The organism is Celeribacter persicus (genome assembly GCF_003050785.1).
Classification (GTDB): Bacteria; Pseudomonadota; Alphaproteobacteria; order Rhodobacterales; family Rhodobacteraceae; genus Celeribacter; species Celeribacter persicus.
On the sequence record NZ_QAOH01000016.1, the window covers coordinates 13796 to 27167 of the forward strand.

16 protein-coding genes are annotated in these 13372 nt (G+C 61.2%); 4 read left to right on the forward strand and 12 right to left on the reverse strand.

Annotated elements, in window-relative coordinates; genetic code table 11:
* Positions 1-381, reverse strand: coding sequence for a phosphoribosyl-AMP cyclohydrolase (gene hisI / locus C8N42_RS16255; protein ID WP_170109342.1), 381 nt, complete (start codon positions 379-381; stop codon positions 1-3).
* Positions 382-445: 64 nt separating this feature from the next.
* Between hisI and C8N42_RS16260 the strand changes: the two genes are divergently transcribed.
* Positions 446-898 carry an iron-sulfur cluster assembly scaffold protein gene (locus tag C8N42_RS16260; RefSeq protein ID WP_170109343.1) on the forward strand — a complete coding sequence of 151 codons (453 nt, stop codon included), beginning with the start codon at positions 446-448 and terminating at the stop codon, positions 896-898.
* A gap of 350 nt (positions 899-1248) precedes the next feature.
* Here the strand turns inward: C8N42_RS16260 and C8N42_RS22090 are convergent, their stop codons facing one another.
* From C8N42_RS22090 to sciP, 5 genes are all read right to left on the reverse strand, one after another.
* On the reverse strand, positions 1249-1371 hold the full coding sequence (locus C8N42_RS22090) for a hypothetical protein (protein WP_281261420.1): 123 nt from the start codon (positions 1369-1371) through the stop codon (positions 1249-1251).
* 121 nt (positions 1372-1492) lie between these two features.
* Positions 1493-3586, reverse strand: a complete 2094-nt coding sequence (gene recG, locus C8N42_RS16265) for an ATP-dependent DNA helicase RecG (RefSeq protein WP_107817637.1) — start codon at positions 3584-3586, stop codon at positions 1493-1495.
* A 7-nt stretch (positions 3587-3593) separates the two neighbouring features.
* Entirely contained in the window at positions 3594-5720 is a 2127-nt protein-coding gene (ligA, locus tag C8N42_RS16270; protein ID WP_107817638.1) for an NAD-dependent DNA ligase LigA, read from the reverse strand.
* 137 nt (positions 5721-5857) lie between these two features.
* On the reverse strand, positions 5858-6577 hold the full coding sequence (ctrA, locus tag C8N42_RS16275; RefSeq protein WP_107817639.1) for a response regulator transcription factor CtrA: 720 nt from the start codon (positions 6575-6577) through the stop codon (positions 5858-5860).
* A gap of 117 nt (positions 6578-6694) precedes the next feature.
* Positions 6695-6973, reverse strand: coding sequence for a CtrA inhibitor SciP (sciP, locus tag C8N42_RS16280; protein ID WP_107817640.1), 279 nt, complete (start codon positions 6971-6973; stop codon positions 6695-6697).
* Positions 6974-7100: 127 nt separating this feature from the next.
* On the opposite strand from sciP, the gene mnmA reads away from it, so the two are divergent.
* Together mnmA and C8N42_RS16290 are read left to right on the forward strand one after the other, a co-directional pair.
* Positions 7101-8246: a tRNA 2-thiouridine(34) synthase MnmA gene (gene mnmA, locus C8N42_RS16285; RefSeq protein WP_107817641.1), complete on the forward strand. Its 1146-nt coding sequence runs from the start codon at positions 7101-7103 to the stop codon at positions 8244-8246.
* 1 nt (position 8247) lies between these two features.
* Entirely contained in the window at positions 8248-8628 is a 381-nt protein-coding gene (locus tag C8N42_RS16290) for a lysozyme inhibitor LprI family protein (RefSeq protein ID WP_107817642.1), read from the forward strand.
* Here the strand turns inward: C8N42_RS16290 and C8N42_RS16295 are convergent.
* Positions 8616-8912: a cytochrome c family protein gene (locus C8N42_RS16295; RefSeq protein WP_107817643.1), complete on the reverse strand. Its 297-nt coding sequence runs from the start codon at positions 8910-8912 to the stop codon at positions 8616-8618. The genes C8N42_RS16290 and C8N42_RS16295 overlap by 13 nt on opposite strands.
* A gap of 107 nt (positions 8913-9019) precedes the next feature.
* Between C8N42_RS16295 and C8N42_RS16300 the strand changes: the two genes are divergently transcribed.
* Positions 9020-9289, forward strand: a complete 270-nt coding sequence (locus C8N42_RS16300) for a zinc ribbon domain-containing protein (RefSeq protein ID WP_107817700.1) — start codon at positions 9020-9022, stop codon at positions 9287-9289.
* Between the two features lie 27 nt (positions 9290-9316).
* Here C8N42_RS16300 and lpxB read toward each other — a convergent pair whose 3' ends face one another.
* From lpxB to C8N42_RS16325, 5 genes are all read right to left on the reverse strand, one after another.
* Entirely contained in the window at positions 9317-10483 is a 1167-nt protein-coding gene (gene lpxB / locus C8N42_RS16305; protein WP_107817644.1) for a lipid-A-disaccharide synthase, read from the reverse strand.
* Positions 10480-11262 carry an LpxI family protein gene (locus tag C8N42_RS16310; RefSeq protein ID WP_107817645.1) on the reverse strand — a complete coding sequence of 261 codons (783 nt, stop codon included), beginning with the start codon at positions 11260-11262 and terminating at the stop codon, positions 10480-10482. The genes lpxB and C8N42_RS16310 overlap by 4 nt, the downstream gene beginning before the upstream one ends.
* A 4-nt stretch (positions 11263-11266) precedes the next feature.
* The gene (gene lpxA / locus C8N42_RS16315) at positions 11267-12067 is read right to left on the reverse strand and encodes an acyl-ACP--UDP-N-acetylglucosamine O-acyltransferase (protein WP_107817646.1); all 801 of its coding nucleotides are present in this window, start codon (positions 12065-12067) and stop codon (positions 11267-11269) included.
* A 24-nt stretch (positions 12068-12091) separates the two neighbouring features.
* Entirely contained in the window at positions 12092-12559 is a 468-nt protein-coding gene (gene fabZ, locus C8N42_RS16320) for a 3-hydroxyacyl-ACP dehydratase FabZ (protein ID WP_107817701.1), read from the reverse strand.
* Between the two features lie 148 nt (positions 12560-12707).
* A complete protein-coding gene (locus C8N42_RS16325) occupies positions 12708-13367 on the reverse strand; it encodes an OmpH/Skp family outer membrane protein (protein ID WP_107817647.1) in 660 nt (219 codons plus the stop codon).
* Positions 13368-13372 lie beyond the last annotated feature (5 nt).

The window sequence follows — 13372 nt, forward strand, 5'->3', positions numbered from 1 at the left end:
TCAGGCCATCGGCTTCATCAACTCAACGGCCTCGCCGTCCCGCACCGCGCGGTAAAAGCATGAGCGGCGATTGGTGTGACAGGCAGGTCCCGTCTGTTCCACCAGAACCAGAATGCAGTCGCTGTCACAATCGAACCGGAAATCCACCAGCGTTTGCACATGGCCGGAGGTTTCGCCCTTGATCCAGAACGCCTGACGCGAACGCGACCAATAGGTCACCTTGCCGGTCTCCAGAGTCTTGCGCACCGCAGCCTCGTTCATCCAGGCCATCATCAGGATCTCGCCCGTCGCATGGTCCTGCGCAATGGCCGGAACCAGCCCCTTCTCGTCATATTTCAACTGAGCGGCATCGAATGTGCCGAACATTTCCTCAGTACACATGGCCTGTCCTTTCCAAGCGGGGGCGTTTGCCCTATCTATGAGCTTCGATCCCGAAAGGCAAACCATGTCCGCACCCTCGACCACAGAGCTCGCACAACTCTATTCCGGCACGCTTCTGGCGCTCGCGGCGGACATTCCGCTGACCGGGCGGCTCGAAGCGCCGATGGTCTCGATCAAGGAACGCGCACCGCTTTGCGGGTCCACCGTGACCGTGGATATGGATGTCGAGGACGGGCGCGTCACCCGGTTTGCACAGGACGTCAAGGCCTGTGCTCTGGGTCAGGCGGCGGCCTCGGTGCTTGGGCGTCATGTGATTGGACGCACGGAAGCGGAACTTGTCCGCGCCCGTGACGAGCTCAAAGCCTTTCTCAAAGAGGATGGCCCCGTGCCCTCCGCGCCTTTCGAGGGTTTCGAAGCCCTCCTGCCCGCCCGCGACTTCAAGAACCGGCACGCTTCGATCCTTCTGGCGCTCACTGCCACCTGTCACGGCTTCGAGGCGCTGAAAAATCCTGCCTGATTTAAACCCGTGCATCATCATCCGGAACAATCCGGAGGTGTTCCGAGGCCCGAGTTCAAGGTCGTTCAACCCGCAGATCAGCGCAGAACAAAGCTCGTAAATGACGCGGGCCGTTTCGGTTTCGAGGTGGTCGATGAGCAACATCGGGGCGGGTTGCATCTCGTCTACACATTCTGAACAAAAGAAACCGCCGCACTTCGGGGACACGAAGGCGGCGGCAGTCAGATCTGAGGTCCGCAAGGCGGCCGGTGGGATGAGGCACCACCGCTGACAGGAACAGGTAAGGTCAGCAGGGAACCGGATTGCGGGTCGGGGTCAGATCTCAGGCAGAATGGGATGACGGATGCGGATCAGATCAAAGCCGGCAAGGACAAGCCCCCCACGAGAATGACGAGCAAAGCAACCGCGCCGAGCATATCCTCGAACAGCGTGGCTTGCGAACGGGCGACAACAGCTTTCAGGTCGTTGATCATGGCATCCTCGGCATCATGGTTAATGACTTGTTGCTAATTTGTTCTCATATTGTTGCAAGTCTGTAAAGAACTTTTTAAGAACATTCGTGAACAAAATGGAATTCAAACAGGCGTTTCTGAATTAACCCACTGAAATCAAACGGATCGCCTCGTCCTTGCCCATGAGCCACAAAAGAACGCGTACCGCCGCACCGCGCTCGGTTGCGAGCTTTGGGTCGTCGTGCAGAAGCTTGCGCGCATCCGATTGCGCCAGCGCCATCAGCGCCGATTGCCGTTCCAGATCCGCCACCCGAAACCGCGGCAGGCCGGATTGCGCCGTGCCAAGAACATCGCCTGCCCCGCGCATTGCGAGGTCTTCCTCGGCAATGCGGAACCCATCCTCGGTCTCGCGCAAAATCTCCAGCCGCCGCCGCCCGGTTTCGGTCAAAGGCGGTTTGTACATCAGAAGACAGGTCGAGGCGACATCGCCACGCCCCACCCGCCCACGCAATTGATGCAGTTGCGCCAGACCGAAATGCTCGGCGCGTTCGATCACCATGATCGAGGCATTGGGCACGTTCACCCCCACCTCGATCACCGTCGTCGCCACCAGAACCGACAGACGCCCGGCGGCGAAATCGGCCATGGTCCGGTCCTTGTCCTCGACGGCCATCTGGCCATGGATCAGCCCGACCGTACCCTCGCCAAAGGCCGCGCGCAAAGCCTTGAACCGCTCCTCGGCGGCCATCATATCGACGACTTCGCTCTCCTCGACCAGCGGACAGACCCAATAGGCCTGACGCCCCTGCGCAATCGCGCCTTTGAGATGTGCCACCACCTCGTCCATTCGCTCGATCGAGCTGAGCGCGGTCTTCACCGGCGTCCGTCCGGGCGGTTTTTCATCCAGAACCGACACATCCATATCGCCGTATTGCGCCAGCGAGAGAGAACGCGGGATCGGCGTCGCGGTCATCACCAGTACATCCACCGCAGTACCCTTTTGCGCCAGGGCCAGGCGTTGCGTCACACCGAAACGATGCTGTTCGTCGATGATCGACAGGCGCAGGTCGTGAAATTCCACATCCTCCTGGAACACCGCATGGGTGCCGACGAGAATGTGAATATCGCCGCGTTTGAGCGCCGCCAGCTTGTCCTCGCGCACACGCCCCTTGTCCCGCCCGGTCAAAAGCTCAAGCACAACGCCCGCCGCCTCCGCCATCGGGCGCAACCCCTCAAGGTGTTGACGCGCAAGGATTTCCGTTGGCGCCATCATGACGCCCTGCCCGCCCGCCTCGACCGCGACCAGCAAGGCCATCAGCGCCACAAGCGTCTTGCCCGATCCGACATCGCCCATCAAGAGCCGGTTCATCCGCAGCGGCGCAGCCATGTCGGCGGCGATTTCCTCCATCGCCCGCGCTTGCGCCCCGGTCGGGCGATAGGGAAGCGCGGCCAGAACCTTGCCCCGCAGCGCCCCGTTGCCCTCATTCGCCCGTCCCTTGCCACGCCGCACCTGTGCCCGCGCCAGCGCCAGCGTCACCTGATGCGCGAACAGTTCGTCATAGGCCAGCCGTTGCCGCGCCGCACTCGTCGGCGACACCTCGCTTTGCGACAAGGGCCGGTGCGCCTGATCGAGCGCTACATCGAAATCCGGCCAGCCCTCGCGCGCCTTCAACGCCGGGTCGATCCATTCCGCCAGCTCCGGCACACGTTCCAAGGCCGCGGCACTGGCCTTGGCCATGGTTTTCTGGGTCACCCCGGCGGTCAGCGGATAGACCGGTTCGAAGCCCGGTAATTCACCTGCCTCTTCGGGTGGCAGGATGTGATCCGGATGCGGCATCTGGAACTGGCCGTCATACATCTCGACCTTGCCGGAAATCAGCCGACGAGCGCCCACTGACAATTGCGCCTCAATCCACTTCGGTGCGCCGCGAAAGAACACCACCTGAAAGGCCAGCTCGCGATCCTCGACGATCACCCGATAAGGCAGGCCTTTTCGGCTCGGCGGTTGGTGGCGCAGCACCGTGACCTCGACCGTGGCAATCTCGCCGGGGGCAACCTCGCGCAAACTGTCTCGGCGGCGGCGATCCACCACCGCATTCGGCAGGGTAAACAGAAGATCGCGCGGACGCTCGACCCCAAGTGCAGGCAAAAGCTTGGCCGTCTTCGGCCCGACTCCCGCAAGGGTTTCAAGGCCCGCAAAAAGCGGAAACAGGATATCTGGCCGCCCCGTACTCATACGGCCCTCATGCGTCCCCGATCAGCGCAAGCCAACCGTCTTCGTCCAACACTTCAACCCCCAACTCACGTGCTTTCTTCTCTTTCGAACCCGCGCCCGGACCGGCCACGACCAGATCGGTTTTGGCAGAAACCGAGCCCGACACCTTCGCACCGAGCGCCTCGGCGCGAGCCTTGGCTTCGGCGCGGGTCATTTTTTCGAGCGTGCCGGTAAAGACCACGGTCTTGCCGCTGACCGGGCTGTCGCTTTGCGGTTTTTCCGCCTCGATCGGGCGCAGATGCGCGACCAGCCGGTCGATGGAGGCGCGTTCGGCCTCCTGATGGAAAGTGGTGATCACGGAGGTCGCCATGACCTCGCCCACGCCGTCGATGGACAGCAGGTCGTCCCATTCCGATCCCGCGCCGACGGTCGCAGATTTCATCGCGCGCTCGAAATTTTCCCATGTTCCATAATGGGTTGCGAGCAGGTTTGCAGAGCTTTCACCAACGTGGCGGATACCGAGACCGAAAATCAGCTTGGCCAGCGGAATGTCGCGGCGGGCGTCGATGGCCTCAAAGAGATTGAGCGCGGATTTCTCGCCCCAACCTTCACGGTTCTTCAACTGCGTGAGATTTCCGGGACCGAATTTCTCTTTGAGTTCAAAGATGTCCGCAGGTTCCTTTACCCATCCGTCCTTGTAGAACTGCTCCACCTGCTTCGCGCCGAGGCCTTCGATGTCGAAGGCGTTACGCGAGACAAGATGTTTCAGCTTTTCAACAGCTTGCGCGGGACAGATCAGACCGCCGGTGCAACGACGGACCGCATCACCCTCTTCGCGGATGGCGTCCGATCCGCATTCGGGACAAGTCGTCGGAAACACATAGGGCACAGCGTCGGAGGGACGTCGGGCCAGATCGACATCGGCCACTTTCGGGATCACATCCCCGGCACGATAGACCTGCACCCAGTCGCCGACGCGGATATCCTTACCATCGCGGATTGTCTCGCCACGCGAGTCGATCCCCTTGATGTAATCCTCGTTGTGCAGCGTGGCATTGGAGACGACGACACCGCCGACCGTGACCGGCGTGAGGCGGGCGACCGGAGAGAGCGCGCCGGTGCGACCGACCTGGATGTCGATGGCCTCCAACCGGGTCCAGGCCAGTTCGGCGGGAAACTTGTGTGCAATGGCCCAACGCGGCGTGGTCGAGCGAAAGCCCAGACGATGTTGCAGGTCGAGCCGGTCGACCTTGTAAACCACGCCGTCGATGTCATAGCCCAAGGTGGCGCGCTGTGCTTCGATCTCATGATAATGCGCAATCAGATCGGCAATCTCGGTAAAGCGCTTTGTCAGTGGGTTGATTGGAAACCCAAGCTGCGACAGACGTTGCATGGCGCCCATCTGCGTGTCCGACAAGGGCTCCGACAACTCCCCCCAGGCATAGGCGAAGAATTTCAGCGGGCGCGCACGGGTGATTTCCGGATCCAGCTGGCGCAGAGAACCGGCGGCGGCGTTGCGCGGATTGGCGAAGGTCTTGCCGCCGCGCGCGGCATGGCGCGCGTTCAGCGCCTCGAAATCGGCGTGCGACATATAGACCTCACCCCGCACTTCGAGCACCTCGGGCGCACCGGTCAGGTCCTGAGGAATATCGGAAATGGTGCGGGCATTGGCGGTGACGTTTTCACCGACCACACCGTCACCACGGGTGGCTGCCGACACCAGCTTGCCCCCTTCATAGCGCAGCGACAGCGACAAGCCGTCGATTTTCGGCTCGGCGGTATAGGCAATCTCCCCCGGTGCTGCGAGATATTTGCGCACGGAACGGTCGAATTCCTGCACATCCTCATCGTCGAACGCGTTGGCCAGCGACATCATGCGCACCGCATGGGTGATCTTGCCAAACCCCTCGGACGGCGCGGCTCCGATCTGTTCGGTGGGGCTGTCTTCCCGTTTCAACTCGGGAAAGCGGGCCTCGATGGCGGCATTGCGCCGCTTGAGCGTATCGTAATCGGCGTCCGACATCACCGGCGCATCTTCGCCGTGATAGGCGGTGTTGGCCCCGGCCAAAATATCCGCAAGCCGTGCGAGTTCCGCACGCGCGTCTTCCACGCTCAACGTGTCAACGGATTTGACCTGTGCCACATCGTCAGCCATGAAAATACCTCCCCGTGGGTGCCTTTCCCTTGGTTTAGGAGAGGGACACGGGGAGGTCCAGTGATATCCACGAAGGAGAGAAAACAGTCCCGACGGGTTACAAACCGGCGGCACGGGAGCCGCAGGGTACAAAGGTTTCAGGCGCCAATGGCGATCTGCTCATCGCCATGACCGCTTGCCGGTTCCGGATCCCGCAGGACATAGCCCCGGCCCCAGACGGTTTCGATGTAATTCGCCCCATCGGTGGCGTTGGCGAGTTTTTTGCGCAGCTTGCAGATGAACACGTCGATGATCTTCAGCTCGGGCTCATCCATGCCGCCGTAGAGATGATTGAGGAACATTTCCTTGGTCAGCGTCGTGCCCTTGCGCAGCGACAGAAGTTCCAGCATCTGATATTCCTTGCCGGTCAGGTGCACGGGTTTTCCGTCCACGGACACGGTTTTCGCATCGAGATTGACCTCGATCTTACCGGTTCGGATGACCGATTGCGAATGGCCCTTCGAGCGGCGGATGATAGCGTGAATGCGGGCAACCAGTTCTTCGCGATGGAAGGGTTTGGTCAGATAATCGTCGGCGCCGAAACCGAATCCCTTGATCTTGTTCTCGGTGTCGTCGGCGCCCGAGAGGATCAGGATCGGTGTATCGACCCGGGCCAGACGCAACTGGCGCAGCACCTCGTGACCGTTCATGTCGGGCAGACCGAGATCGAGCAGGATCAGATCGTAATCATACAGTTTCGCGAGGTCGATCCCCTCCTCCCCGAGATCCGTCGTATAGACGTTGAGATTGGCGTGAGAGAGCATCATCTCGATGCTTTTCGAGGTGGTGGGATCGTCTTCGACCAGCAAAATGCGCATAACCTTGGGTCTCCGTTGTTCTCTTCCAAATACGTTCTTGTTGCGTTCGCTTGTCAGGAAGATGGCTAAAAATGGTTAACTACATGTTACCAGTTTTAACCTTTCTTGGAATTCAACTCAAGGTTGTCTGTATTTCTGCACAGACGTGGCTTTCAGAGCCGCTTCACCGTGTTCAGTGATGGCATTTTTCCACGAATTGAACTCTTCCTCGGACAATCCGTACATCTTCAACGCCTCGGTGACGGGAATCAGTCCGAAGGCAACCCCCTTCACCACGGCAGCCTTGCGCGAGGCGACCCAGCGGCGGGTGTCTTTCGGCGGAAGATCGGCACGGGTCATGATCGAACCATCGGGAAGGGTCACCGCACGGGGTCCATCAACTTTTTTGAGATACATAGGTCTCACCCTCTTCGTGAATTTCTCCTCTGTTTTGACCCAATCCCCTTAATGGGGGGTGAAGCCGGGGCTTGAGAATAGCTCGAATTTTCTTATATAGCGGGTCTGTTCCCGAAAGGATTTGTTCATGTTTGACGACGGCGCACACCCGCTGAACTCTTTAGGCTTTGCGAAAGCCCCCAAGGACACCCGCGTGGTCGTGGCCATGTCGGGGGGCGTCGATTCGTCCGTGGTCGCAGCCCAACTTGCCGAAGAGGGCTATGACGTGGTGGGGGTGACGCTCCAGCTCTACGATCATGGCGCGGCGCTCGCGAAAAAGGGCGCGTGCTGTGCGGGCCGCGACATTCACGACGCCCGCCGCGTAGCCGAAGAGATGGGATTCCCGCATTATGTGCTCGATTACGAGAACATCTTTCAGGATGCCGTCATCGACGAATTTGCCGACAGTTATCTTGCCGGCGCAACGCCCGTGCCCTGCATCCGCTGCAACGAGCGGGTGAAGTTCAAGGACCTGTTGAACACCGCCAAGGACCTTGATGCGGATTGCATGGCGACCGGGCATTACATCCAGCGTGTGATGGGCCCCAATGGGCCGGAATTGCACTCGGCGGCGGACCCGAACCGCGACCAAAGCTATTTCCTGTTCTCGACGACGCCGGAGCAACTCGCATATCTGCGGTTCCCGCTGGGGCATTTGCCATCGAAAGATGCGACCCGGGCGCTCGCGGCCAGATACGGCCTGTCGGTGGCGGACAAACCCGACAGTCAGGACATCTGTTTCGTACCCAATGGCAATTATGCGCAGGTGATCGAGAAACTGCGCCCCGGCGCGGCGGAACCCGGCGAGATCGTCGATCACAACGGCAATGTGCTTGGCACGCACAAGGGCGTCATTCACTACACGATCGGCCAGCGCCGTGGGCTTGGCATCGGCGGGCTTGCCGATCCGCTTTATGTGGTGAAGCTCGATGTGGACAACCGGCAGGTGGTCGTCGGCCCCAAAGACATGCTTGCGACCCGGACGATCCCGGTGCGGGAGATCAACTGGCTCGGCGATGAACCGTTCACCTCGCGCGACGAATGGGTGCTGGACGTGAAAGTGCGCTCCACCCGCCCGCCGCGCGAAGCCATCATTCGCCCGATCTCGGAAACCGAGGCAGAAGTCGAACTGGCGGTCGCCGAAGAAGGCGTCTCGCCCGGTCAGGCCTGTGTCTTCTATGATCCGGACAGCCCGCGCATCTATGGCGGCGGCTGGATCTGGAAAGGACGCTGAAATGAAACGCATCGCCCTGGTCGCTCTCCTCCCGACTGCGGTTTTTGCCGATCCGTCGACGGAATGCTCCGTCGATAGCGGCTCGCAAGTGGAGATTGCCGCCTGTCTGACCGAGGTCGAGGACAAGGCCACCCGCGCCATGGAGATGACTCTGGGGTTTGTCCGCAATTCCGCGCAGGAACTGGATGAGATCACCGGGCGCGAGATCGCCCTGCCCGCGCTTGAAGCCTCGCAAACCGCCTGGGAAACCTACCGCGATGCGCAATGCGAGTCTGTCGGTGCGGGGTTCGGCGGCGGCTCCGGCGCGGGGATCGCGATCCGGTCCTGCCGGGTCGAACTGACCCGCGCCCGCACCAGAGAACTCGAATCTCAGTTGCGCTGAGTGGGAGACAGGCTCACCAGATAGGCCGCGAGATCGGCGTTGTCCTGAGCCGAACGATCCTGATCGAAGCGCGTTTTGTGCGTGGCCAGAAATGCCGCGACTCGGGGCGCGTCCTCGGGGGCGAGGATCATTTCCAGCGCAACGCCATGACATCGCGCACAGCGATCGGCATAGATTTCGGCCCCGCGTGCGGCATCTGCGGTCAAATCCTCGACCACAAGGCCGTCGGCCTGTGCGGACACGGCCCAAAACATCAAAACAGCATAGAAAACACGCGCGAGCATCGCCCACCTCCGGCGATCACGTTACGCCGCGAATTGACCGAACGCAAAGAATCGCGCGGCTGAGTCGCCCTACTCTACCCGTCATGGTTGCAATGGAGGGCTGCGCCATGACATCTCCTGTGAAATTCTGCCAAAGCTGCGGCATGCCCCTGTCCCAAGACCCGCTGGGCGGTGGGCGCAATGCCGATGGAACCCGATCCGATCATTTCTGTTCGTTCTGTTATCTCGATGGGGAATTCGTCGATCCCGGGATGACCGTCCATGACATGCAGAACCTTTGCACTGAGAAACTGCGCGATCATGGCACATGGGGACCACTCGCCTGGCTCATGACACGTAATATCCCACATCTGGAACGCTGGCGCAGCACGGCCTGACCCGCGCTCCCTTAGCTGTCGAAATACTCAGTCCGCGATCTGCACCTGCGCAATTCCGTCGAGCACGGCACGCGCCACACGGAGCCCCGGCGGCTCCGCTCCGCGACCGAGCCGCTCCATGGTGAGAGCCAGGGCGGGGTGTTGTTCTGCACCCTTGGTATTGAGCACATGCGACAGGCTCGCCGCAATCTTTTGCGGGATACAGTCGGCGCCGAGGAATTCCGGCACCACACGGGTCTCGGAAACCAGATTGACCAAAGTCACCGTATCGACCAGCAGCTTGCGCCTGACGATCTGCTCGGTCAGCCAGTTCATCCGATAGGCAACCACCATCGGCGTATCGTTGGCCGCGAGTTCCAGAGACACCGTGCCTGAGGCCGCGAGCGCCACGTCCGCCCCACGGAAAGCGGTCGCCTTGCTCTCCCTGTCTTCAATGAGTTCGACCTTCACCGGCCAGTCTTTCACCGCCTCGGCCACATAGTCCTTGAGCCCCGGTGCGACAGGCAGAAAATAACCCGCTTCGGGATGGGTTTTCGCGAAAAACCCCAGAGCCTCGCCGAAAATCGGGGCAAGACGGCTCACCTCTCCCTTGCGCGAGCCGGGCAGGATCAGGACGACGGGTTTATCGACCAAGTTGTAAGTGTTCCGAAAGGTCATCACCTCGTCGCAGCTCGCCAGGTCCTCCGTGACCACCGGATGCCCGACGAAATCGCAGCGCAGGCCCTCTTTCTCGAAATAGGGCGGTTCAAAGGGAAACAGCGCCAACACCTGATCGACCCGTTTCGCCATTTTCGCGGCGCGTTCGGGCCGCCAGGCCCAGACCGTCGGCGCGACGTAATGACAGATGCGAATGTCGCTTTCGGCCTTCACGATGTCCGCGACGCGCAGGCAAAAATCCGGGCTGTCGATGGTCAGGACCACATCGGGCTGCCAGTCGAGAATGGCACGGGCCACTTCACGGATGCGGCGTTTGAGGTGAAAATATTTCGGCAGGATTTCCGCAATCCCCATCCGACTGAGTTCGGACATCGGAAACTGGCTTTCCAGCCCCTCTTCGGCCATGCGCTCACCGCCAACGCCGCGAAACTCCACATCGGCGAGAGATTTCAAACCGGCCATGGCGGCAGCGCCAAGTTTGTCGCCCGAGGCCTCGCCCGCAATCACGAACACTTTGATCTTTCGGGATACCGTCATTGCGCCTTCAGGAACAATCCCGCCTCCTTCACCCGTGCTTTTACGCGTTCCTGCTCAAGCACAATCACCCCGCCTGCGGGCACAACGATACCACCGATCCCGGCGGCAATCACCTTTTCCACCGTTTCGATGCCGATGGTCGGCATGTCGATGCGCAAATCCTGCCCCCGCTTCGGGGCCTTGACGAAGACTCCCTTGGCGCGGCGCAGACGTTCCGGCGTGGCCCCGACGAAAGACAGCATAGCATCCGTGCCCTGCACCGTTTCGATCCCGAGCATCTGCCCCCCGGCACAAACCGCACCCTGTCCGACATCCAGAGGTGACAGCGCCTCCAGTACCTCATGGGCGCGCGCCGCATCCTCAAGATCCTCACGCGAAGGTTTACGGCCCCAGAGCGTGTCTGGCGCAAGCAAGAGATCGGGACGGATTTCGGTGGCGGCCCGGATCAGGAAACCCTGATCTTCGAATAGTGCCAGCACCTCCCGCAGGAGCGCATCGTCGCCCTTGCCGAGCTTGCGCGCGAGGCGGAAGGCGTGGCGGTCGAGCTTGACCGGATTGACCTTGGGCCGCGCCATGGCTCCGGCAAAGACAACCGCGCCGACATCATGGGATTTCAGTTCCTTGAAAAGCTTGCCGAGTTTTTCGATCCGGGCAGTAACATGGTCGATACCCTCGGGGGCTCCCGCGCCATCGAGCGTGACATAGACCGGATGGTTCAGCGCCTCGGCGAGAAGCCGCGGCAACGTGCCCGATCCGGCTATGATCGCGGTCCGGGTCATGGGGTCACTTCGGGGTCAGAAAGCCGCGGTCGCTCTCGCCCATGACGAAAGCCACCATGCGCGCGACGTAATCGCTGTCGAAATCCTCAGTCAGACGCTGGGCGCGGTCCTTGAACGATCCCTCGCCCTGTTTGAGCATCTGAAACGCTGCGCGAAGCTGGTTGATATCATCACGGTCGACGCCCTTGCGTTTGAGGCCCACAAGGTTCAGCCCGTCCAGCTCGGCGCGCGGCCCCTGCACCAAAGCATGCGGCAGCACGTCGGATGTGACCATGGAGAGGGCGCCCACGATGGCGCCCTGCCCGATCCGCACCCATTGGTGGATGCCCGACAGCCCGCCGATGATCACATCGTCCTCGATATGGCAATGCCCCGCGACAGCGACGGAATTCACGAGGATCACACGGTCGCCGATCTGCGCATCGTGTGCGACGTGGCAGGACGACATGAACAGCCCGTCATCACCCACGCGGGTCACCCCACCGCCGCCCTCGGTGCCGGTGTTCATCGTCACGTATTCGCGGATGCGGTTGCGCTTGCCGATGATCAGCCGGGTCTCTTCGCCCTTGAACTTGAGATCCTGCGGAATCTCTCCGACGGAGGCGAACTGGAACACCGTGGTCTCTTCGCCGATTTCCGTGTCACCAGTGACGACAACATGGGATTTGAGCGTGACCCGGTCGTGCAGCCGCACCTTCGGCCCGACAAGGCAGAACGGGCCGATCACACAGCCCGCGCCAATCACGGCCCCCTCTTCGATCACCGCAGAGGGGTGGATTGTCGCGCTCGGGTCAATCGTGCTCATGGGCTTTCCTTCCGGAGTCCGGCCTCAGGATTTCGGCGTCAGGTCCATCATCGCGGTAAATTCCGCCTGACAGGCAAGCTCGCCCTCGACCTCGGCGCGGCCATCGAATTTCCACACCTTGCCGCCGCCGCGTTTCACCGTGACATGCATCTTGAGCTGATCGCCGGGAACGACTTTGCGGCGGAATTTCACGCCGTCAATGTTCATGAAATAGACGTTGAACACCTTGTCAGCGAGATCCATGTGAACGCCCACCATCACGGCGGCGGTCTGCGCCATGGCTTCGACGATGGTCACACCGGGCATCACCGGCTCGCCGGGGAAATGGCCCTGGAAATGCGGCTCGTTGAAGGTAACATTCTTGATGCCGGTGCAGCTCTCCGGGCAAACGATGTCGACCACGCGATCCACCAGCAAGAACGGGTAACGATGCGGCAGGATGCGCTGGATCAGGTCGATATCGGCGATGGTGGGTTTGGTGCTCTCGGTCATGTCTTTCCCCGGGGCCTTCTTCTCATTGGGCCATTTTGACACCTCATCCGGCCCCGTCCCCGGTCCGGCCCGCACGCGGCCCTTGAGCGGGCGGGATGGCATTTTTCCACAATCCTGTAACAATCGCGGCAAGGGCTGACAAGCGCCCTCAATCCTGCTGCGGTGTCGCAGTCTCAGCCGCAGGCGCATCGGAGTCACTGCCGGTCCCAGTGGCACTGTCGGTTTCTTCCGATACGTTCATTCGCGCATCGAGGCGCTCGATCAGCATGCCGGAAACGTCGATCGCCCCGCTCAGGAGATAGACCTGCCCGCGCTCGAACACCAGAAGCGCGCCGTATTCCCGCGCGATACTGGCCAAAACGGTGTTTATCTCTTCCTCCAGCGAGGTCAAACCCTCGTCATATTGCGCCTGAATGGCCTGCCCCTTGCGGTCCTGTTCCGCCCGAAGCGCCTCGACCTTTTCGTCGAACGCCTGGGCGCGGGGGCGAAACACCTCCTCGCTCAGACTGTTGCGAATGTCGGCAAGTTCCTGTTCCTCGGCCTCAAGCTCATCGTAGATACGCGTGTTCTCTTCAAGGAGCGCCGTGTGCGCCGCTTCGATCCGCTCTTCCAGCGCCTTGCCCGCCGCGCTCTGCGTCAGCACACGGGCGCGGTCGAACACAAGAACCGGAAAGACCAGCCTTGACCGGGCCTTCTCTGTCGCTTGCCCCGTTCCCGTCTCCGATACGGTGGCCGTTCCCGTTTCCTGCGCCACGGCCGCAAAGGAACCGAGACACAGGACACAGATCAAAACCGCCGCAAACCGCATCGCTG